The organism is Marivita sp., from assembly GCF_022763305.1.
Lineage (GTDB): Bacteria > Pseudomonadota > Alphaproteobacteria > Rhodobacterales > Rhodobacteraceae > Marivita.
On sequence record NZ_JALEGT010000121.1, the window covers coordinates 80,245 to 101,546 of the forward strand.

Annotated in this window: 22 protein-coding genes; 12 read left to right on the top strand and 10 right to left on the bottom strand. The window is 57.8% G+C overall.

Translation table 11 applies throughout. From position 1 onward, the window contains the following. Position 1 precedes the first annotated feature (1 nt). The gene (mnmE, locus tag MRY75_RS21425) at positions 2-1,285 is read right to left on the bottom strand and encodes a tRNA uridine-5-carboxymethylaminomethyl(34) synthesis GTPase MnmE (RefSeq protein WP_292310039.1); all 1,284 of its coding nucleotides are present in this window, start codon (positions 1,283-1,285) and stop codon (positions 2-4) included. Between the two features lie 21 nt (positions 1,286-1,306). Continuing rightward, on the bottom strand, positions 1,307-2,575 hold the full coding sequence (gene rho / locus MRY75_RS21430) for a transcription termination factor Rho (protein WP_292310041.1): 1,269 nt from the start codon (positions 2,573-2,575) through the stop codon (positions 1,307-1,309). Between the two features lie 511 nt (positions 2,576-3,086). Between rho and MRY75_RS21435 the strand changes: the two genes are divergently transcribed. From MRY75_RS21435 to dnaQ, 4 genes are read left to right on the top strand one after another with little or no spacing between them, the layout of a single operon-like run. Next, the gene (locus MRY75_RS21435) at positions 3,087-3,686 is read left to right on the top strand and encodes a nucleoside triphosphate pyrophosphatase (protein WP_292310043.1); all 600 of its coding nucleotides are present in this window, start codon (positions 3,087-3,089) and stop codon (positions 3,684-3,686) included. Further along, positions 3,683-4,516, top strand: coding sequence for a shikimate dehydrogenase (locus tag MRY75_RS21440; RefSeq protein WP_292310045.1), 834 nt, complete (start codon positions 3,683-3,685; stop codon positions 4,514-4,516). Before MRY75_RS21435 ends, MRY75_RS21440 begins: the two co-directional genes overlap by 4 nt. After that, positions 4,513-5,106 carry a dephospho-CoA kinase gene (gene coaE / locus MRY75_RS21445; RefSeq protein WP_292310047.1) on the top strand — a complete coding sequence of 198 codons (594 nt, stop codon included), beginning with the start codon at positions 4,513-4,515 and terminating at the stop codon, positions 5,104-5,106. The genes MRY75_RS21440 and coaE overlap by 4 nt, the downstream gene beginning before the upstream one ends. Further along, positions 5,099-5,788, top strand: coding sequence for a DNA polymerase III subunit epsilon (gene dnaQ, locus MRY75_RS21450; RefSeq protein WP_292310049.1), 690 nt, complete (start codon positions 5,099-5,101; stop codon positions 5,786-5,788). Before coaE ends, dnaQ begins: the two co-directional genes overlap by 8 nt. 3 nt (positions 5,789-5,791) lie before the next feature. Here the strand turns inward: dnaQ and secB are convergent, their stop codons facing one another. Together secB and MRY75_RS21460 are read right to left on the bottom strand one after the other, a co-directional pair. After that, positions 5,792-6,298: a protein-export chaperone SecB gene (secB, locus tag MRY75_RS21455; RefSeq protein WP_292310051.1), complete on the bottom strand. Its 507-nt coding sequence runs from the start codon at positions 6,296-6,298 to the stop codon at positions 5,792-5,794. A gap of 63 nt (positions 6,299-6,361) precedes the next feature. Beyond that, the gene (locus MRY75_RS21460) at positions 6,362-6,856 is read right to left on the bottom strand and encodes an FxsA family protein (RefSeq protein ID WP_292310052.1); all 495 of its coding nucleotides are present in this window, start codon (positions 6,854-6,856) and stop codon (positions 6,362-6,364) included. 104 nt (positions 6,857-6,960) lie between these two features. Between MRY75_RS21460 and MRY75_RS21465 the strand changes: the two genes are divergently transcribed. The 3 genes from MRY75_RS21465 to MRY75_RS21475 are packed head-to-tail and all read left to right on the top strand — an operon-like array spanning position 6,961 to position 9,244. Then, positions 6,961-7,623 (top strand): Tim44/TimA family putative adaptor protein, encoded by a 663-nt coding sequence (locus tag MRY75_RS21465; protein ID WP_292310244.1) that lies wholly within the window; start codon positions 6,961-6,963, stop codon positions 7,621-7,623. 38 nt (positions 7,624-7,661) lie between these two features. Then, complete coding sequence (locus MRY75_RS21470; RefSeq protein ID WP_292310053.1) at positions 7,662-8,663, top strand: murein transglycosylase A; 1,002 nt, start codon at positions 7,662-7,664, stop codon at positions 8,661-8,663. Beyond that, complete coding sequence (locus MRY75_RS21475; RefSeq protein ID WP_292310054.1) at positions 8,660-9,244, top strand: Smr/MutS family protein; 585 nt, start codon at positions 8,660-8,662, stop codon at positions 9,242-9,244. The genes MRY75_RS21470 and MRY75_RS21475 overlap by 4 nt, the downstream gene beginning before the upstream one ends. Here MRY75_RS21475 and bchO read toward each other — a convergent pair. The 4 genes from bchO to crtA are packed head-to-tail and all read right to left on the bottom strand — an operon-like array spanning position 9,211 to position 13,481. Continuing rightward, complete coding sequence (gene bchO / locus MRY75_RS21480) at positions 9,211-10,086, bottom strand: alpha/beta fold hydrolase BchO (RefSeq protein ID WP_292310055.1); 876 nt, start codon at positions 10,084-10,086, stop codon at positions 9,211-9,213. The genes MRY75_RS21475 and bchO overlap by 34 nt on opposite strands. Next, on the bottom strand, positions 10,076-11,764 hold the full coding sequence (locus MRY75_RS21485) for a magnesium chelatase subunit D (protein ID WP_292310056.1): 1,689 nt from the start codon (positions 11,762-11,764) through the stop codon (positions 10,076-10,078). The genes bchO and MRY75_RS21485 overlap by 11 nt, the downstream gene beginning before the upstream one ends. After that, positions 11,761-12,765: a magnesium chelatase ATPase subunit I gene (gene bchI, locus MRY75_RS21490; RefSeq protein WP_292310058.1), complete on the bottom strand. Its 1,005-nt coding sequence runs from the start codon at positions 12,763-12,765 to the stop codon at positions 11,761-11,763. The genes MRY75_RS21485 and bchI overlap by 4 nt, the downstream gene beginning before the upstream one ends. Beyond that, positions 12,762-13,481: a spheroidene monooxygenase gene (gene crtA, locus MRY75_RS21495; protein ID WP_292310060.1), complete on the bottom strand. Its 720-nt coding sequence runs from the start codon at positions 13,479-13,481 to the stop codon at positions 12,762-12,764. The genes bchI and crtA overlap by 4 nt, the downstream gene beginning before the upstream one ends. 111 nt (positions 13,482-13,592) lie before the next feature. On the opposite strand from crtA, the gene MRY75_RS21500 reads away from it, so the two are divergent. The 3 genes from MRY75_RS21500 to MRY75_RS21510 are packed head-to-tail and all read left to right on the top strand — an operon-like array spanning position 13,593 to position 16,668. Beyond that, positions 13,593-15,143, top strand: a complete 1,551-nt coding sequence (locus tag MRY75_RS21500) for a phytoene desaturase (RefSeq protein ID WP_292310062.1) — start codon at positions 13,593-13,595, stop codon at positions 15,141-15,143. After that, positions 15,140-16,180 carry a 15-cis-phytoene synthase gene (gene crtB, locus MRY75_RS21505; RefSeq protein ID WP_292310064.1) on the top strand — a complete coding sequence of 347 codons (1,041 nt, stop codon included), beginning with the start codon at positions 15,140-15,142 and terminating at the stop codon, positions 16,178-16,180. Before MRY75_RS21500 ends, crtB begins: the two co-directional genes overlap by 4 nt. Before the next feature lie 5 nt (positions 16,181-16,185). Further along, complete coding sequence (locus MRY75_RS21510) at positions 16,186-16,668, top strand: TspO/MBR family protein (RefSeq protein WP_292310066.1); 483 nt, start codon at positions 16,186-16,188, stop codon at positions 16,666-16,668. Here MRY75_RS21510 and crtC read toward each other — a convergent pair. Together crtC and crtD are read right to left on the bottom strand one after the other, a co-directional pair. Then, positions 16,665-17,537, bottom strand: a complete 873-nt coding sequence (crtC, locus tag MRY75_RS21515) for a carotenoid 1,2-hydratase (RefSeq protein WP_292310246.1) — start codon at positions 17,535-17,537, stop codon at positions 16,665-16,667. The genes MRY75_RS21510 and crtC overlap by 4 nt on opposite strands. Next, positions 17,492-19,063 carry a 1-hydroxycarotenoid 3,4-desaturase CrtD gene (gene crtD / locus MRY75_RS21520; RefSeq protein ID WP_292310068.1) on the bottom strand — a complete coding sequence of 524 codons (1,572 nt, stop codon included), beginning with the start codon at positions 19,061-19,063 and terminating at the stop codon, positions 17,492-17,494. Before crtD ends, crtC begins: the two co-directional genes overlap by 46 nt. Positions 19,064-19,157: 94 nt before the next feature. On the opposite strand from crtD, the gene MRY75_RS21525 reads away from it, so the two are divergent. Continuing rightward, positions 19,158-20,033: a polyprenyl synthetase family protein gene (locus MRY75_RS21525; RefSeq protein ID WP_292310070.1), complete on the top strand. Its 876-nt coding sequence runs from the start codon at positions 19,158-19,160 to the stop codon at positions 20,031-20,033. Between the two features lie 66 nt (positions 20,034-20,099). After that, complete coding sequence (locus MRY75_RS21530; RefSeq protein ID WP_292310072.1) at positions 20,100-21,179, top strand: methyltransferase; 1,080 nt, start codon at positions 20,100-20,102, stop codon at positions 21,177-21,179. Positions 21,180-21,302 lie beyond the last annotated feature (123 nt).

Here is a 21,302-nt window from a genome sequence, read left to right on the forward strand (position 1 = left end):
CTCACTTTCCGATGCAAAAACTTGAGAAAACCATATCTAACACATCTTCCACGTCGACACGACCCACGAGGCGTTCAAGCGTAAAGATTGCAGATCGCAACTCTTCAGAGGCAATATCATACTGCTCTGGTCCCAGATGAACGAGATCAATAGCTTTTCGTAGCGCGTCGCGGCCTTCCAAAAGCACGTGTTTCTGACGTTCATGAGAGACCAGACCAGCCATTGTCGCCTTTGAAAACAAATAGGTCTTCACCTGGTCAATGAGTTCTTGGACCCCCTCACCTGTCAGACCGGAAATCCCCTGCCCGTCTTTTCTCAGGTCGGACTTACCGTCAACGACGATGTCATGTTCCAAAGGATGCAGTTCCCCAAAGTTGCCATCGCCCCTAAGAAACACCCGCAAATCCGCAGCCCGCGCCCGATCGACTGCACGCTGAATTCCAATGCTCTCAATTGTATCCTCTGTATCCCGCAATCCCGCCGTATCCAGAAACGTCACGGGCAAGGATCCGAGGTCCATTCGCACTTCGATAACATCACGGGTTGTTCCAGCGATTTCTGAAGTGATCGCGGCATCCCGGCCAGCCAATGCGTTCAACAAGGTCGACTTGCCTGCATTCGGCGGACCAACGATTGCAACTTCGAAACCATTCCTGACGCGTTCCGCAATACCATACCCATCAATCTCACGGGTCATGGTCTCAATCACGCCATTCAGTAATCTTTCGACGTCCGCAGAAACATCAACCGGAACGTCCTCATCTGCAAAATCAATTGTGGCTTCAAGCAACGACAAGGCGTGAACCAGGTCTGCTCGCCACGTATCCGATTGGTCACGAAGTCGTCCCGTAAAGCCCATGAGCGCTTGCTTGCGCTGCATCTCGGTTTCAGCGTCAATCAGGTCGGCAAGCGCTTCGACCTGCGTCAGATCCAAACGACCATTATTCAGGGCACGACGGGTAAATTCGCCCGCTTCCGCTGCTCGAAAGCCCGGAAGCTCTCCAAGACAATCGATCACCGTGTTGATAATCGCGATACTGCCATGAAGATGAAACTCGACAACCGGCTCGCCCGTAAAGCTTGCCCCCTCAGCGAAAGCGAGGATCAAGGCTTCGTCAAGAAAACCGCGAGATGCATGTTCCAGCCGGCGCACCACGGAGTGCCGAGGCGATGGCACGGAGAATCCGAAAACATCGCAGCTATCATTTGCCTTGGGTCCCGAGACCCGAACCACTGCAACGCCAGATTTTCCCGGCACCGTGGCCAGAGCAAAGATCGTGTCCATGACGTTGCGCGCCCGCCAGGTTTAGGAATTCATCGAATCAAAGAATTCCGAGTTTGTCTTGGTCTGCTTGAGCTTGGAGATCAGGAACTCGATCGCGTCGGTTGTACCCATCGGGTTCAGGATACGCCGCAACACGAATGTCTTCTGAAGATCGACCTTATCAACCAAAAGGTCTTCTTTCCGCGTGCCAGACTTGAGAATGTCCATAGCCGGGAACACCCGCTTGTCGGCCACTTTGCGATCGAGAACGATTTCCGAGTTACCAGTGCCTTTGAATTCTTCAAAGATCACTTCGTCCATGCGGCTGCCGGTGTCGATCAGTGCCGTGGCGATGATTGTGAGCGATCCGCCCTCTTCGATGTTACGTGCTGCACCGAAGAAGCGCTTGGGCCTCTGAAGCGCATTCGCGTCAACACCACCCGTCAAAACCTTGCCAGATGATGGAACAACGGTGTTGAACGCACGACCAAGTCTTGTGATCGAATCAAGCAGAATCACAACATCTCGTTTGTGTTCCACCAGACGCTTGGCTTTTTCGATGACCATCTCGGATACAGCAACGTGGCGGGTCGCGGGTTCGTCAAAGGTCGAGGACACGACCTCGCCCTTGACCGACCGCTGCATGTCGGTGACTTCCTCCGGGCGTTCGTCGATCAGAAGAACGATCAGATAGCATTCCGGATGATTGCGTTCGATCGAATGCGCAATGTTCTGAAGTAGAACCGTCTTACCGGTCCGAGGCGGAGCCACGATCAAGGACCGCTGCCCCTTACCGATTGGTGCAACAAGATCAATGATCCGCGCCGAACGATCTTTGATCGTCGGATCCTCGATCTCCATCTTCAGACGTTCATCGGGATAGAGCGGCGTCAGGTTGTCGAATGCGATCTTGTGACGGGCGCGCTCGGGATCTTGGAAGTTGATCTGACGGCAATCCATCAGGGCAAAATACCGTTCGTTATCTTCGGGCGCCTTGATTTCACCGTCAATCGTGTCGCCCGTCCGAAGCGAGAATTTCCGGATCATTTCCGGTGAGACATAGATATCGTCAGGACCGGGTAGATAGTTTGCCTCGGGCGATCTCAGAAAGCCAAACCCATCCTGAAGAACTTCAAGAACGCCATCACCAAAAATGGTCCACCCTTCATCCGCGCGTTCGCGGAGGATCTGGAACATGATCTCGCCCTTACGCATCGTGGACGCGTTTTCGATCTCAAGCTCCTCGGCCATGGCCAGCAGGTCTTTGGGGCTTTTTGCCTTCAGGTCGGCAAGGTTCAGCTTCTCTGTCATGAAATATCCCGGACTGCGATCAAAACGCAGTCGTGTCTTCTGTGTCTCAGGAAAGGCGCGTCCAGAACAGGACTGTGCTGCTCTTAGCCGAGCATGCGCACCCTGTCAAACCTCACAGATCTCATAAATAAATTAAGAAAAAAGAAAGGTTTTGGATTGTTGTAAGGTGACGTGAGCGCTGTGGATTATCGTCTTGTCCAAACCTTACCCCCAGATCCACAGGATGTGGAGTCTTCTGGGGATAAGTGAAAAATCTTCCTATTATAGAACCTAAAGTAATGATTTAATTTTATTATTTACAGATTAGGTCGTGGATAAACTCGGGAAAATAAGGTGATGAACCTGCCGAGGGCTGAGATATGTGCACTGCGTAGTTATCCTTTCCACAACCGGGACAACACAGCTCAGGAGAATGGACAATATCGCGAGACTGAGTTGGTCTTGCCGTTAGGTGCTGATTTCCCCAAAACACTCCGACACAGAAACCGAACTTGTCCGTAGAGTTGTCCACATGAATCTTGATCTTGTCCTCGCCTCGGGATCACAGATCCGCGCAGATCTGCTTTGGAACGCGGGAATTCGATTCGACGTCCAGGTCGCACGAATCGATGAAGAGGCCATTCGACATGCGCTCGAGCTGGAAAGCGCGTCTCCTCGGGATATCGCGGACACCCTGGCCGAGATGAAGGCACGCAAGATATCAGACAAGATGCCAGGCTCCCTTGTTCTTGGCTGCGATCAGGTCCTTGCCTTTGAAAACACGGTGTTTGGCAAACCAACCTCGCCGGAGGACGCGCGTGATCAGCTCCGAGTTCTTCGAAACAAGTCGCACACTCTGCTTTCTGCTGCAGTTCTTTACGAGAATGCTGAGCCGGTGTGGCGGCATGTTGGTGTGGTGCGGCTTCGGATGCGGGATTTCACGGACAGTTACCTGGACTCCTATGTCGAGAGAAACTGGGAGAGCATTCGCCACTCGGTCGGCTGTTACAAACTTGAAGAAGAAGGCGCACGCCTGTTCACTCAGGTGCAAGGCGACTATTTCACGGTGCTGGGACTTCCGTTACTGGAACTTCTGAACCACCTGACTTTGACCGGACGGATAGACGGATGAGTGACAGTAAAATTCCCTTGGCTGCGGTTATCGGCCATCCCATCGCCCATTCCAAGAGCCCGAATGTCCACGGCTACTGGCTGCGGAAATACGGGTTGAAGGGCCACTATATCCCCATGGACATTGCGCCAGAGAAACTTGCCGATCTCTTGCCTCGCTTGGCCGATCTTGGCTTTGTTGGCGCGAACGTCACGATCCCCCACAAGGAAAAGGTGATGGAGATCGCTGATCTGATCACAGATCGCGCCACATTGATCGGGGCTGCCAACACGCTCATTTTCCGCAAGGATGGTCGCATCCATGCAGACAACACAGATGGCTATGGCTTTATCGAAAACATTCGTCAGACCATCCCGGATTGGGATCCAAAGACCGGCCCTGCCGTCGTCTTTGGCGCTGGCGGTGCCAGCCGTGCAGTTCTTGCATCCTTGCTGGACGTGGGGGTTCCAAAGATTCTGCTGACGAACCGCACGCGCATTCGGGCCGAAAAGTTGAAAGAGGACTTCGGCAATCGGATCCATGTCGTGGAATGGGTGCAGGCCGGAAATGTGTTGGAAGAAGCCGACATCGTTGTAAATACGACCTCATTGGGTATGACCGGAAAACCGGAAATGCGTGTGCCGCTTGACGGCCTCAAACCAGGCGCGATCGTAAACGATCTTGTCTACACGCCATTGCGTACCCGCCTTTTGACGACGGCCGAAGAGCGGGGTTGCCGAGTTGTAGATGGTCTTGGGATGCTGCTGCACCAAGCCGTCCCGGGGTTCGAACGCTGGTTCGGGAAACGCCCCGTCGTGGATGAAAACGTGCGCGCGACGGTTCTGCGGTGACGTTCAAGCTTGGACTCACCGGCTCCATTGGGATGGGGAAATCGACGACCGCACGGCTCTTTGCCGAAGCTGGCTGTGCGGTCTGGGATGCCGATGCGGCGGTCCATCGGCTCTACGATGTAGGTGGTCCGGCTGTTTCATTGATGGAAACACTGTTCCCGGATGCCATCTCCGGCGGTGCAGTCGACCGGGGAGCGCTACGTGTCATCATTCGGGAACATCCAGACGCTTTGAAAAAGATCGAGGACATCGTGCACCCACTCGTCCGCGAAGACCGCGCGCGGTTCATGGCCATGACGGATGCGGACATCATCGTGTTTGACATACCTTTGTTGTTCGAAACCGGTGGTGACAGCGAAATGGACGCCGTCGCATGTGTCACTGTTTCACCGGAAGAGCAGGAAAAACGCGTTCTGGATCGCGGAACAATGACCGCGGAACAGTTTCGGACAATCCGAGACAAGCAAATGTCGAACGTCGAGAAATGCAAACGGTCGGATTTCGTGATTGTGACCGATACGCTTGAACATGCCCGCACGCAGGTCCACGATGTGTTGAGGCAGATCAGGACACAAATGACCAATGCGTGAGATTGTTCTTGATACGGAAACAACCGGGTTTGAACCGGAACAGGGTGACCGGATCGTCGAGATCGGTGCGGTTGAGCTGTTCAATCACGTTCCAACGGGAAAAACCTATCATCAATACATCAACCCGGAACGCGCGATGCCGCAGGAAGCCTTCGAGGTGCATGGCCTTGGCGATGAGTTCCTCAGGGATAAACCGGTTTTCGCCGATGTTGCGCAGGCCTTTGTTGATTTCATCGGTGATGCCAAATTGGTGATCCACAACGCCGCGTTCGACATGAAGTTCATCAATGCCGAGCTGTCATGGGTCAAACGGGCACCGATTCCTTTCGATCGGGCAGTCGACACACTTGCCATTGCGCGGCGAAAGTTTCCCGGGTCCCCTGCATCTCTGGATGCGCTGTGCCGACGGTTCGGGATCGACAATTCATCGCGTACCTTGCATGGCGCTTTGCTCGACTCGGAAATCCTGGCCGAGGTTTATCTGGAGCTGATCGGCGGTAAGCAGCCGGATTTTGCTCTGAGTGTGACTCAGGAAAAGTCCTCTTTGGGCGAGTCCATCGGAGAATGGCGTCCGAAACCGCGTTCGACACCGCTGCCCTCGCGGCTGTCGGAAAAAGAAAAGGCGGCTCACGCCGCCTTTGTCGAAAAACTTGGTGATGCCGCCGTCTGGAAGCGGCTCTGACGCTTATGCGTTTGCGGTTTCTTCCTGCTGGGCACTGGCACGACGCGCAAGCTCGGAACGATAAAGCTGAAGGAAATCAATCGTTTCCAGGTTCAGCGGCGGGAAACCACCGTCGCGGGTCACATCGCTTACGATACGGCGCACGAACGGGAAAAGCATACGTGGGCATTCAATGAGCAGGAACGGATGCAGCTGTTCATCCGGGACATTCTCCACGTGGAAGACACCTGCATATTCCAGCTCGAGCACGAAAAGCGTGTTGCCGCTTTCCTTGGCCTTGGACGTGACCTGAAGCTTCAGGATCACTTCATACTGGTTTTCTGTCGTGCGTTTCTTGGCATCCAGATTGACCTGCAGCTGAACGTCCGGTTGCACCTCACCCTGAACGCCTTTTTGCGCCAGAATGTTTTCAAAGGACATGTCCCGCACGAATTGTGCAAGAACGTTCATTTTGACAGGCGCTTGCTGCGGCGCTGCGCCATTGCCAGCGGTTTCCGGCGTATCAGCCATGTGTGTCTCCCTCGGATCGCGTTTTCAAAGTTGGCTGTTGCTTAGCAGCCGATCCCGTCAGCCTCAATGCTTCGTCCACCCGGAACCTTGATGCGTGGGTTTTTTGGTCTCTGAAAGCTCGTGAAACTCGCCGTCAATCACCGTATCGCGCGGCTTGCGGCGGGGATCCTCGGCAAATGGATCGGGTCGAGGCCCCATTTCAAACCGCTGAACGGTGACATGTTTGCGCACATAAGCGATCAGTGCGGACCGCACCGGAGGCGCGAGCAATGCAAACCCAACCGTATCAGTAAAGAAACCCGGCGTAAGCAGAAGTGCGCCTGCCAACAGGATCATCGCTCCGTGTGCAAGTGGTTCTGACGGATCTTCCAGTCGGGAAAAGGACCCGCGCAAATTGTTGAGCGCCATAATCCCCTGCGAGCGGACAAGATACGTACCAAGGATCGCCGTCAGCACGACGATGGCCAAGGTGGGCCAAAGGCCAATCCAGCCGCCGATCTGAATGAACAGGCCGATCTCGATCAGCGGAACGAGCAAAAAAGCCACGAATAGCCACATATCTGGGCACTCCTTTCGCTGGGCGCGCGGTGGACTATACAACGCCCAACACCTACATAAGGATGCAACTAAGACGTTTCCACTTTGGTCTGGGCGAGGTCCTGATGAATTCTCCGCTGATACAGCTTCTGGTGCTTGCCGGCATCGCCGTGTTTCTGATCCTCCGCTTGAAGAGCGTTCTGGGCACACGGGAAGGCTTCGAAAAGCCGCCCGTACCGCGTCAGCAGGAACCCCACGCGTCCACCCGCCGCGATTTTGAGGTGATCGAAGGCGGGCCTGACCATGACATAGTGGATCATGTGCCGGCCGGAAGTGATGCCGCTGATGCCCTTTCGCGGATGAAACGGGTTGAGCCGTCCTTTGGCGTCAGCGACTTCCTCGGTGGGGCGCGTGGCGCGTACGAAATGATCCTTATGGGGTTCGAGCGCGGTGAACTGGCCGACATTCGCCCGTTTCTTGCGGACGACGTTTACGAAACCTTTGCCGAGGTGGTGGAAGCGCGCGAGGAGCAGGGCCTCACCATCGAAGCCGAATTCGTAGGTGTGCGGGAGATGTCGCTTGTCGAGGCAACATTCGATGAAGACACCGCCATGGCCGAGATCACGGTCAAATACATCGGCGAGCTGACATCGACCGTGCGCGACCGATCTGGTGAAATCGTAGAAGGGTCGCCGACCCAGGTTAAGCGGCAAAAAGACGTTTGGACCTACGCCCGCCGAATGGGTGTAGACGATCCGAACTGGCAGCTTGTCGCCACGGGCGAATGATCCGGCGGCTGGGCGCCGTCATAAGTCTTGGTGTTCTGATGGCAGGACCTGTTGTGCCCAGTGAACCGGAAACCCAGTACGCCATTCTTGGTTTCGAAGACCTTGAAGGATGGGCCGATGACGATCACGCGTCGGCCCTCACGGTGTTCAGGAACACCTGCGCTGACCTTGACGAGCCTGATTGGGCTTCTCTTTGTGCGCTTGCCTTCGATGCAAGCGATGCCCGACAGTTCTTTGAACTGTTCTTCCGGCCAATGCTCATCACGGATGGCAAAGAGCCATTGTTTACGGGTTACTTTGAACCGGAACTGTCCGGTTCACCGGTCCGAACCGCACGATACCGGCACCCGATCTACAAGATGCCCCCGGAAGCCAATGATCGCAGACCATGGCTGACCCGCCGCGAGATCCTCAGCAGCGGCGTAATGGAAGGACGTGGGCTCGAGATCGCCTGGGTCGATGATCCGGTCGAACTGTTTTTCCTTCAGGTTCAGGGGTCAGGACGTATCCGTTATCCTGATGGTCGCATGATCCGGGTAGGATATGGCGGAGCGAACGGCCACAATTACCGCTCTATCGGGCAGGAGTTGGTGCGCCGTGGCGTCTACCAACCGCATCAGGTCTCGGCGGATGTCATCAAGAACTGGGTCCGTCGCAACCCTCTGGACGGTGAGGACCTGCTCTTTCACAACGACTCATACGTCTTCTTCCGGGAAGTCAGTCAGGTTCCTGCCGATATGGGACCGCTTGGCGCGATGAACCGGTCGATCACACCCATGCGTACGATCGCGGTCGATCCCGCTTTCACGCCTTTGGGTGCGCCGGTCTGGATCGAAAAAGACGGTGAGAATCCTCTGCGCCGCTTGATGATCGCTCAGGACACGGGTTCTGCCATCAAGGGAGCGCAAAGGGCCGATGTCTTTTTCGGCACGGGCGACGAGGCCGGGCGCGCGGCCGGTCGGATCAAGGACCCCGGGCGGATGGTCGTGCTGATGCCCATCCAACGGGCCTATGCCTTTCTGCCCGAGGCGTTGCAATGAGCCGCAGACGCCTTCGGCCAGAGGAGAAAGAGCTGTGGCAGAAGGTGGCGCACTCCACCAAACCCCTGCCCCAGGCACTGCGCCGCGCCGCGGAGCCGCAAAAGCCATCCGTCCGTCGTGCTCCCGAGCCGGAGGTGATGGACCTGCCCAAGGCCTTTGGCATCGGGACGAAGCCCCCGAAGGCCAAGACGCGTATCACGACACCAGAGCCCACCTCTTCGGTGAAGCCGGTTATGGATACGAAGACCTTCGGCAAGATGAAGCGCGGAAAGCTTGTCCCAGAAGCGCGGATCGATCTGCATGGCATGACCCTCGATCAGGCGCATCCGGCATTGACCAAATTCATCTTGACCGCTTGCGCCCGGGGATTCCGGCTTGTCCTTGTCATCACTGGAAAAGGCGAGCGCGATGATCCCCACGACCCGATGCCCCGGCAGCGCGGTGTGTTGAAGCGTCAGGTTCCCATGTGGCTTCGTATGGCACCGCTCGGAACAGTGGTGATGGATGTAACCGAAGCGCATATCCGTCACGGAGGCGGTGGCGCATTTTATGTGTATCTGCGCAGAACATCACGCAGCTGATCCGCGACCAGATCGGGTGCCTCTTCGTGCAGCAGATGCCCATAGCCCTCAAAAGGCTGCACCGTCGCATCCCGCAGTTTTTCAGCGCTCTCTCTGACCGATTGCGGAGGAACCGCCTTGTCGTTCTCACCAATGAGAAATGTGCAAGGAACCGTGATATCTGGAAGATCGGCGACAAGACCATCCAGCTTCCACTGAGCCATCATCAGAAGTGTTCCATCCAGATGCGCGTCGCTTCGAAAAAGTTTGGCATACAGGTTCAGTCCTTCGGGTGAAATCTTCGAACCTGTTGTCTCCATCAGGGACACCACCTGACCGGGACCGGACATCTTTCGCTTGATCATCCGCGCCATGATCGGACTGAGCGCAACAACCCGGGCTGCGATGGGAAACAGAACTCCGGCCAAGCCTTTGAACGGTGTCAGCGCCGGGTTCACTGCCAAAAGCGGAATGCGCCTTTCAGACTTCTGCAGGATGCGCAAAGCGAGCGCCCCGCCGGCGGAATGGGCGAGGATTGCCCTGAGCTGCCAACCTTCATGTTCGATCAGTGCCTGCACGTCCTGCGCCATGAGCGGAAGGGACGATCTGTGGCGAGAGCCCAGTCTGGTCTGTCCGTGACCAGGCAGATCAATCGCAACAACATGGTGATCCTGTGCCAGATTGGACATTACATCGCGCCAGGAATGGGTGGAACCACTTGCGCCGTGCAAGAGCAGCACTGTTTCGCCCTGCCCCATTTCCTGTATGTGCCAATGATGCGGACGTACATCGGCAAAGCGTGAATGCTCGGCATGAGGCCAGGCCGTCAGGGTTTCCGCAACACCCATGTCGTCACCCGCCAAGCGCCGTTTCTATCGCAGTGCTCAGACCTTTGGCATCAGCTCGTGGCAGAGGAATGTATTGCGCGTTCATCACACCGCACAAAGTGCGCAAATCCCGATGAGGCCGTACGGACGTGTCGATCATGGCGCTTGGAATATCCAGCGTCCGAACATGGCGCGCCATCGCTTGTGCGTCGTCATTCGCCGCCGCACGACCTGTTTTTCCCGGGAATGGCACATTGGCGCGACCATCGGTGAGAACTGCAATCGACGGTGACAGACCTTGGGCACGAACGCGCTGTGCAAGGTCTGCAGCCGCTTTGAGTCCGGACGCCAGCGGTGTGCCGCCGCCGCCGGGAAGCCCCGCCAAACGCCGTTTGGTTTGAACAAGCGACCGTGTGGGTGGAAGGATCAGATCCGCACTTTCGCCACGGAATGCGATCAACGCAACATGGTCGCGCCGGGCATAGGCGTCAGCCAGCATCAATTCGACGGCGCCTTTTGCTTCGGACAGGCGGGCGACAGCGGAGGAGCCAGAGGCATCCACCGCAAAGATCACGAGGCGATCAGACACCTCCTGGAACACTTTGACATGGATGTCGGATGGATGGATCAGGACACCCGTACGTTCGGGGCTGAGCTTGCGCCGAATGGTTTGCCACGGCACAGCCGCGCGCAACGTGGCGACCAGATCAATCCGGTTACCTCCATCAAGACGCCCTGCCCGCGAGGGCAAAGGCCGCCCACGCCGGTTGCCACGTTTCTTTTGCCCGGCACCACCACTTCCAGATGCAGCTTTTATGCGGCCGGAGCCTTCGAGCATGGCAAGCACATCAAAAGGAAGTACGGCTTTGACTGCGTCGATCAGCAGATCATCTGGCAGATTGAATTCCGACTCGTCCTGTTCCGGACTTTGGGCATCAGGTGCTTCGTCGGGCTGCGTGCTGTCTTCGACGTCTTGCTCATCCTCCTCTAGCGGCATTTGCGTCGCGCGATGGGCGTAGACCAGTTGAACTGCGATCTGCAGATCGTCCTCATTGATCTTTTTGCGGTTGTTCAGAGCCGCATTTGCCCGCGCTGTCGCCAAGGCGATCAACGGCGCGCGCAGGGAGTCGATGCCGAAGCGGACGGCTGTTATCGATAAGGCTGCCGGAACATCCTCGGGGATTTCGACCGATGCCAGACGAGTGCGCGCAGCGATGATATCGGTGTCTTCGATCACCATCTGCACCAGTTCAACATGGCGCAAGCCATCCAGATCGACGCGGAACGCAAGACGCTCGGTCAATGTCTTGGGTGCGATTTCGTCGTGCTCTGCGCCTTCATCCAGAAGGATCAGAGCGTGACCGATACCGGTGTCAAGCGATTGCGCCAAACGCGCGGCCAGCCCCGGTTCGCATCTCTCGGCCATTGTGAACACAAGGGGCGTTGGTGTTTCGAGGATACCCTTGGCGCGGATGATTTCGCCCCGCGTAAGCGTTTCACCTATATCGACACCGCCGAAAAGTTGCAGGTCCGAAATGGAAGGAGAAATCCTCCGTGCCTTGGGGAACAGCGTCTTGATCGGCGCGCAGAACATATCCCGCACCGGACCGGCGCGGGCACGCAGGTGCAGACCCCCCAACCCAACCGGATCGACTGCCAGAAGCGTCAGGGCCAGTTGGCCCTGCACGTTAACGGCAGAGGGGTCTTCTCTCATGCAAAGACTTCCTCGACAGTGCGATCGACACGGGTGGATGAACCCGCATCGTCCAGAGGATCGCGGCGCAGGCGGTGGCTGAGCGCCATAGAAGCGACGGCCCGCAGGTGATCGCGGCTGACAATCGGGCTGCCCTGATATGCCGCCAATGCGCGTGCGGACCGCAGCAGGGTCAGTTCACCGCGCAGCCCGTCAGACCCGATGGCAACGCACAGACCCGCACAATCGCGCAGGGTCTCGTCGGGAGCCTCTGTGGTTTTCAGCGCATCCCGCGCGGTCAGAATGGCGTCGCGGATCTTGGCGTCTTCGACCGACCATTTTTCGACAAAGGCATCGGGGTTCGTGTCGAATGCCGCGCGACGGCGGATCACTTCGACCCGTTCTTCGATGTCGTTCGGAGACCGGACTTCGACGGACAGACCGAACCGGTCCAGCAATTGCGGGCGCAACTCGCCCTCTTCCGGGTTGCCGGAACCAACCAGCACGAAGCGGGCATCGTGGCGGATCGACAGACCTTCGCGTTCGATGACGTTTTCACCGGATTGCGCCACGTCGAGCAGCAGATCGACCAGGTGATCTTCGAGCAGGTTCACTTCGTCGATATACAGGTATCCACGGTTCGCCTTGGCAAGAAGACCCGGTTCAAACGCCTTTTCCCCACGGCTGAGTGCGCGTTCGATGTCGAGAGCGCCGACAAGGCGATCTTCGGTTGTGCCCAAAGGCAGGTCGACGACCGGTGTCGGAGCCTTGATCATAGTCCCGGAAACGGGGTCCGCCCATTCCGGCATGTCCTCAACGCTTGCGGCATTCGTCGCGCTGCCTTCCAGCTTGGTAATCTCCGGCAGCAATGCTGCCAGAGCGCGTACTGCGGTCGATTTCCCGGTGCCCCGGTCTCCAAAGACCAGAACACCGCCGATGCCGGGGTCGATGGCGGTAAGGATCATGGCCAGCTTCATCTGGTCCTGACCGACGATGGCCGAAAAGGGGAATGGATGTTTCATGCAGCAATATCCTTGAGAATGCGGGGAGATTGGCCTTCCCAACTGCCGATCTCATCGGCAACGCGAAATCGGGCATACAGTTCTTCTCGGAACCATTTGCCATCGCGCACGGCACGGATGGCCTGAGCGTGGGGTCCGTTGTTGCGCGCGAATTCGGCCATGGAGTGAGAGTCGGGCCATATCGAAAAGGTGATCTGTTGAAGGAGCGGCACTTCACCGATGCCGATCTTGAAGAGGACATTCGGGTCTTCGCCGATCACACCGCTTATGTCGGGAACCCGTTTCCAGAATTGCGCGGCAACGACAGGCCGCACTGTGGCGCGGGTCAGCGCAGCGATGGGTCCCGTCTGCGGCGGTGCTTCCTCGGAAAACGGGGTTGCACCAGACCATGCGCCACGGGCCGAATACGGAGTCAGAAAGACCGTCCAGTGTTCAGAGGCCTTTGCGCGATAGCGCCGGAAGATCGATTCCCGTGCCTGAGCGTGCTGTGCGCGCTCCAGATCGGGCCATACCGTTAATATTGCGTAGACGGATGTGTTGGGGATCGGTGTAAAGCCTTCGCCGGTTCCCGAACCGCACAGTTTCCAGAACTGCAAGCCATCGATTCGCGGCAGCGACAAACGCGCCGCTCCCATCATGGTCAGCGCCCACACCCGCGAAAGCGGTGTGGCAAAGCGGTAAAAGCTCAGGCTCACGGTCTGCATTTCGATTCCCATAGTGTCAACTAAGTCTGACACACAATCTTCAATCAGGGAAGATATTAAATAATTTGACGCACCCCACCGGCAGAATATTGTAAAGTAAAGTTGACAGTATATCATGAGTGGATGATGACAAAACTTGATACGGCCCTGGCGGCACATTCGGACAAGCTGACATCGGCGCATGCCATTGTGATCGGTGCGGGCTTGGGCGGGTTGGCCTCGGCCATGCGATTGGGCGCGCTGGGCTACCGCGTGACCGTGATCGACAAACTGGATGTTCCGGGTGGGCGTGGGTCGTGCATCTGGAAAGACGGCCACCGCTTTGATCTTGGCCCGACCATCGTCACGGTCCCTCAGGTTTTCAAAGAGTTATGGGCTGCGTGTGGAAAGGATTTCCACAAGGAAGTTGATCTGCGCCCGCTGGACCCGTTCTATGAAATCCGATGGCCGGATGGATCGAAATTCACAGCCCGCCAAGACACTCAGGCCATGCGCGAAGAGGTGCGGCGCCTGTCTCCCGGCGATGTTGCGGGGTACGACAAATTCCTGCGTGACAGCGAGGAACGGTACTGGTTCGGATTCGAGGATCTGGGCCGCCGGTCAATGCACAAACTGGGGGATCTGATTCGCGTCCTTCCCCGGTTTGCAATGCTGCGCGCGGACAGATCCGTTTATGCCCACGCCGCAAAACGCGTAAAGGATGAGCGGTTGCGGATGGCGCTGTCGTTTCATCCGCTCTTCATCGGGGGCGATCCGTTCAATGTGACGTCGATGTATATCCTCGTGTCGCATCTCGAGAAGGAATTCGGGGTGCATTACGCGATGGGCGGCGTTGCTGCGATTGCCGAGAACATGGCCAAGATCATCGGGGAACAGGGCGGCACGTTGCGGATGGAGACCGAGGTTGACGAGATTCTTGTCAAGAACGGGCGTGCGCGGGGTGTCAAACTGGCCTCCGGGGATGTTCTGACTGCGGATATCGTCGTGTCAAACGCCGACGCCGGGTTCACCTATGATCATCTGCTTCGCAATCAGCCGCGCAAACGCTGGACGCCGGCCAAGCTCAAGTCACGGCGCTGGTCGATGGGCTTGTACGTTTGGTACTTCGGTACGAAAGGCACGCGCGATATGTGGAAGGATGTGGGACACCACACGATCCTGAACGGCCCGCGCTACAAGGGCCTCGTGCGGGACATCTTCATGAAGGGTAAGGTGGCCGACGATTTTTCTCTCTACGTGCACCGCCCGACAGTGACCGACCCGAGCGCAGCACCCGAGGGCGACGATACGTTCTACGTGCTCAGCCCGGTGCCACATCTGGGCCATGCAGACGCGGCCAATTGGAAGGATCTGGAGCGCCAGTATCGTGTGCGTCTGACAAAGGTATTGGAAGACCAACTTTTGCCTGGTTTTGCCAGTCGCGTGACCGCAAGCGAGGTTTTCACACCTGATACGTTCAGAGACAGATACCTGTCCCCGCATGGATCGGGTTTCTCCATCGAGCCGCGTATCCTGCAAAGCGCGTGGTTTCGACCGCATAATGTCAGCGAAGAGTTGAACGGACTGTTTCTGACCGGCGCCGGGACACATCCAGGAGCAGGCTTGCCCGGAGTTATTTCCTCGGCCGAGGTGCTGGCACAACTTGTACCCGATCCTGCGGTGGTGCGCGGATGACCTGTCGGGAAGCTGATCTCGAGGCCTGCCGCGAAGCGATCCGTCATGGGTCCTTGTCGTTCCACGCGGCGTCAAAGCTTTTGCCGTCCTCCGTACGTGATCCCTCTCTTGCGCTGTATGCGTTCTGTCGATTGGCAGATGACGCGGTTGATCTCCAAATGGAAAAGGCCGCTGCAGTCCTGCGGCTGCAGGACAGGTTGGACCGAATCTACGAAGGCCGTCCCGACAACGCAGCGGCGGACCGGGCATTTGCGCGCGTAGTCGAGGAATTCGATATGCCGCGCGCCCTGCCCGATGCCTTGCTCGAGGGATTGGCTTGGGATGCAATGGGCCGGCGATACGAAACCCTGTCGGAACTTTTCGATTATTCGGCGCGCGTCGCATCGGCCGTTGGCGTGATGATGTGCGTTCTGATGCGTGTCCGCGACCCCAATGCGTTGGCGCGGGCGTGTGATCTGGGTGTTGCGATGCAACTCACCAACATCTCGCGCGATATTGGTGAAGACGCGCTAGAGGGTCGCGTCTATCTGCCTCTCGAATGGCTCGACGAGGCAGGCTTGTCTGCTGATACGTTTCTCGCCAATCCCAAGCCGACCAAGGCCATTCGTCAGATGACGCGACGCTTGGTGATGCAGGCAAACCGCCTCTATATGCGGTCAGAGGCCGGTGTTGCCGCCCTGCCAGTCTCGTCCCGACCCGGCATTTACGCGGCACGTTTCATCTATGCGGGGATCGGTGGTCAGGTGCAGCGGGGCGGCTACGATTCCATCTCTGCAAGGGCTCATACCTCAAGGGCGCAAAAGCTGGGGTGGTTGTCCGTGTCCGCCATGCGCGCGGCGATGACCATGGTCATGCCAAAATCTGCAGTGCTTTATGCAAGATGCCTTCCGGAAACCGAGTTTCTGGTCAGCGCAGCGGGCCACCAGAGTGCTCAACGCTCACGATCTGATGTGGTATTCGAGGCCTTGTCCCAAGTCGCTCAGCGCGATAGAGCGCACCGCGATGCCTTGAATGCCATGAGCGGTCGGCCTACCTGACCTTCATGTTCTGGTTGCTCTTCGGCATATTCCTGCTCGCCTGCTTTGCTGCAGGCTCCACCGGTGGATTGTTTCCGCCCGGCCCGTGGTATCGCAATTTGAACAAGCCATCCTGGACACCTCCGGATTGGGTGTTTCCTGTGACATGGACAACGCTATACCTGTGCATGTCTGCGGCAGGTGCGCGTGCCGCGATCAGCCCGGATAACGCCATCGCCATGGCGATGTGGTCCTTGCAGATTGCTCTGAACGGTTTGTGGACACCCGTGTTTTTCGGCCTGAAACGGATCAAGCTGGGAATGTACGTTCTTGTTGCGCTTTGGCTGTCTGTCGCTGCTACGATTTATGCGCTGTGGCAGGTCGACATGATCGCGGGTTTGCTCTTCGTGCCGTATCTCGTGTGGGTCAGCATTGCGGGTGCGCTGAACCTGAGCGTCTGGCGGCTCAACCCGGATGAGGCAAACAAGCGGACGCCCGCCGTCTCCTAATCGAAACGCCAGTTGCGGCGTCTGGGAACGCGTACCGCCAGCATCGGTTTGAGAAGAGGTGACCGGAACCGCGTCAGATCAAGCGCTTCATGAACACCGACCGTTTTTTCCCCATTCAGCCGCGTTTCCACCATCGACCGGGAATAAAACGGTGCGTCCAGCATGTTCATGACCTGTCTCGGGCGGAACCCGTAATCGCCGCGCGTTTCCCGCCGAACGGCCCAGAGAGACCTTTTGAACTCCAGTTGAGGGGGAAGGTCGATCTCGGTTGCAGTCCCATCGGCCGCAAAATGAAACCCTGCTCCCAGCTCGGAACCGTCCAGACGGGTTGCGTCATAGAAGCATGTGCTTCCTTCCGCTGCCGGATACCGCCCCCACGTCCAATAGGAAAAATCCTCTTCGAGCGCACGCGTTCCGAAATTCGCGTCGAAATACCCATGACCATGCCATTGCCAACCAGGCGCTTCCAGATCCACCGAGATATCGGATACCGGACCGAAAGGACGCCAGATATGCGCGCCATCTTTGCTGAGCGGCAATTCGACAGTCGTGATCGCGCTGGGCGTGACCTTGATCGTGCCGCGCACCCGGCTGACCACCGGCGGACCGGAAATTTCATTGATGTCGATCACCAGCTTGCCGCCGGTCCAGCGCATTGAAGAAGGGCCGACGGTCAGACTGTCTGCGGTCTGACGCAAAGCAGCGCTGCCGCGATCGGTCATGGTAAATCTGCCACCCGGACCATACGTGGCGACATTGATGCACACATGGTCTTCGGGGTTCTTGCGACCAGACCAACGATACCATGGCGAAAAGACTGACCCTATGAACCCGATGACCGAGACAGCTCGCTGTCCATCGTCACTGATTCCATCAACATACCACCACGCGTAGCCGTTTGGCGGGACCTTGAGGTTGAAGTTCGGTCCGTCACAATCGCCGCGGCCGCGTGCTTGCCGGAGAGCGCTGCCATCGGGACGCCCGCCCCCGGATGCGCCCCGCCGCCCGCGAGATAGAGCCCCTGGATCGATGTGCGCGCGGTCGGACGTTCCAGACCCGCTGTCATCCCGTGCGGGGTCTGCCCGTAAAGCGAACCGGCGCTGCCGGGGAAGAGACCGTCGAAGGTCTTCGCCGTCGTCAGGGCGTCGGGTCCCGGTTCCGGTAAGAAGCTCAGACCAAAACGGCGAAGAGGCGGAAAAGTCCGGGTGTGACATATCTCGTAATCCTCTGGCTGGGCGGCGCGCTGGGTCAGCGGCGGCGTATTCATGATGATCTCGAAGCGCTCGGTTTCCGGCGGTGGATCCGACTGTCCCCGATCTTCGGCACAGACATAAAGGGTGGGGTGGGACGGAATGTATCCACGTTCGATTTCGGCGAATTCGTTCCGGGACGGATCACAGAAAAACACGTTGTGATGCACCAGTGGCATGTCAGACGGTTTGGCCGCAAAACTCCAGACATTGGCAGAATGACTACGAGCCCGCTTGGTCGTGATCGGCGCAACGCCAGCGGTGGCCTCGCCGAGAAGGCCCAAGGCAAGGGCACGAGGATCGCCGTTGAACACAATCTGGTCGGCATAAAGCGTTTCACCGGATGTCAGCGTGACGCCGGAAACCGAGCCAAAGGCTGTGTTGATCTTCTTCACTGATGCGTTTGTCCGGATTTTCCCGCCTTTGGCCTCGATCAGGGTGGCAACGGCTTTCGCAAGCGCGCTCATCCCGCCTTTGACGCACCAGACGCCGCGCGCTTCGGCTTCCCACACCAGAGACAGAAGTGCCGGCGAGCGATCCGGTGATCCGCCAACATATGTCGCGTAGCGCCCGAACAACTGCCGCAAGCGCGGATCGGAAAAGGAACTTGCCAAGAGCCTTTTGAGGGATTGTCCAACCCCCATGTCCCGGATGAGGGACGGGTGCTTCATCACATGTGCCGTCAGTCCAGAAAGAGAGGGTTCCGACTGGCGCATCATGGGATCGCTGAAGCCGTCGAACAGACGCGCAGCTCGCGCGGCGAAGGACAGAAACTCTGTCTTGGCTTTGGGTCCGGCAAACTCTCCGATGGCGTCCGCACTTTTGGTGCGGTCGGGGAAAAGGTCCAATGGTCCACTGTCCGGCCACCAATGCCGTGCCAGAATGTCCTGAGGAATCAAGGTCAGATGGTCGGACAGGGACTCTCCGACATCGTCGAACAGGGATTCGAAAACATCCAGCATGGTCAAGACTGTGGGGCCGGCATCCACGCCGTTGACCTGCCGCATTTTCCCACCAGGCATCGCGTGGCGTTCCAGAACCGTCACCTCGAATCCGCGATGAACCAGAGGCAGCGCCGTCGCCAGCCCACCAATCCCCGCGCCAATCACGATGACGCGCCCAGAACTGTGTCGAGGTTTTTTCATCATCGAATTGTTGACTCGCATTTGCCAAGTGTCCAGTATAGTTTACACTAGTGTGTCAGATCAAGATGACAACACATTGTTTTAGGAGCGTCTGATGGGACTTCACACCCGCATTAATTCCGCTGTCGAAGCGGCAATTCGCGTCGGACAGGGTGGAACACCGCCTGCCAAACTCTCCGAAGCTCTCCATTACGCGTGTACGCCCGGCGGCGCGCGCATCCGCCCGACAATCCTGATGTCCGTTGCACTGGCTTGCGGAGATGATTCGCCAAAGATGGCAGATGCCGCCGCCGCCGCGTTGGAGCTGATCCATTGTGCAAGCCTTGTGCATGATGATCTGCCCTGTTTCGATGACGCCGACATCCGTCGCGGCAAACCATCCGTGCACCGCGCCTATTCAGAGCCTCTTGCCGTGCTTACCGGGGACTCTCTGATCATTCTTGCGTTCGAAATCCTCGCGATGGCCGCGGAACATGCGCCGGACCGTGCTGTTCGCCTTATCCGCACGCTGACGCGCCAGTCGGGAATGCCCTACGGCATTTGTGCCGGCCAGGGTTGGGAAAGCGAATCGAAGATCGACCTTTCCGCCTATCATCGCTCAAAAACCGGGGCTCTGTTCATCGCCGCCACGCAGATGGGCGCCATTGCTGCAGGTCAGGACGAAGAACCGTGGTACGAACTCGGCGCCCGCATCGGAGAGGCGTTCCAGGTTGCGGACGATCTGCGCGATGCGCTGTACGACAGTGAAACACTGGGTAAACCCGTTGGGCAGGACGATCTGCATGGCCGCCCGAATGCGGTCGCTGTTCTAGGTGTTGAAGGGGCGCAATCGCGACTCCGCGATATCCTCAGCGGGGCGATTTCATCAATCCCGTCCTGTCCCGGAGAAGCCCAGTTGGCCGAGATGGTCCGCATGCAGGCAGAACGTTTGACGCCGGTTCCACAAACCCGCGCTGCCCGAGCCGGATGAATGGCACTCGCCTCCGATAGCCCTCCTGTCGATTACAGACCGCGGCCAGGGTTGCGCACGCGGCTCATGCGTCTGGTCGCGCGACCGGGTTTTCAGAGCTGGGCGTCCGCCTTTCCCCTGACCCGACGTACTGCCGCCAAGGACGGGGCCGAGCTTTTCGATCTTGTCCAGGGTTTCGTCAAATCCCAGGTTCTGTTCGCGCTTGTCGAGCTTCGGATTTTGCACCGTCTGATTGACGGGGAGATGACGGCGGATGGGCTTGCTCAGATAACCGGCATGCGGTCTGACCGGATGGAGCGGTTGATGATGGCCGCCACCGCAATGAACCTCACACGAAGGGACAAGGCTGGACAATACGGCCTCGCGCGCCTCGGTGCCGCAATGGTCGGTGTGCCGGGTCTTGATGACATGATCCGACATCATGCAGCGTTCTACCGGGATCTGAACGATCCGGTTGCGCTGCTGCGCGGCGATGTCGAAACCGAACTCGCGGCCTTCTGGCCGTATGTTTTCGGTGCGGCACACGCCGAAGACGCCGAAACCTCCAAGCGGTATTCGGATCTTATGGCGCGGTCGCAGCAGATCGTTGCAGCGGACACGCTTGCGGTTGCTGACCTGAAGCACACACGTCATCTTCTGGATGTCGGTGGCGGCTACGGTGTCTTTGCTGAAGCAGCGGCGTTGAAACATCCCCATCTGCGCGCCACGGTCTTTGATCTGCCTGCCGTCGAACCCAATGCGCGCAGTCTGATGGCGCGTTCAAAGGCCAGCGATCGGCTTGATTTCGTGGCGGGATCGTTTCGAGATGATCTTCTGCCGGACGGGTCTGATACTGTCTCCCTGATCCGGGTTCTCTATGACCACGAGGATGACACGGTCGAGGCGCTGCTTTTCGAGATATTCGAAACGCTGCCGGATGGCGGTCGGTTGCTGGTGTCGGAGCCGATGTCAGGCGGCGCACAGCCCGAGGTCTCGGGGGATGTGTATTTCAGCTTTTACTGTCTCGCGATGCAGACAGGGACGGTGCGCAGCCAGGCGCGGATCGCGGAGCTGTGTCGCAAGACCGGATTTGACTCGATCCGTCCGTACCGCTCGCGCCGGCCGTTTGTGACGACCGCGCTCATGGCGACGAAACCTCTCAATTAAGCAGTCTTCGTCAGTTTACAAGTCAAAGTGTCTATTATAGTTGACAGCTGAGTGTGTAAGAATAAACTGACACTACAAAGTATCAGAGGTGGAACACCGGATTCGATTCTGACGAACCGGGGC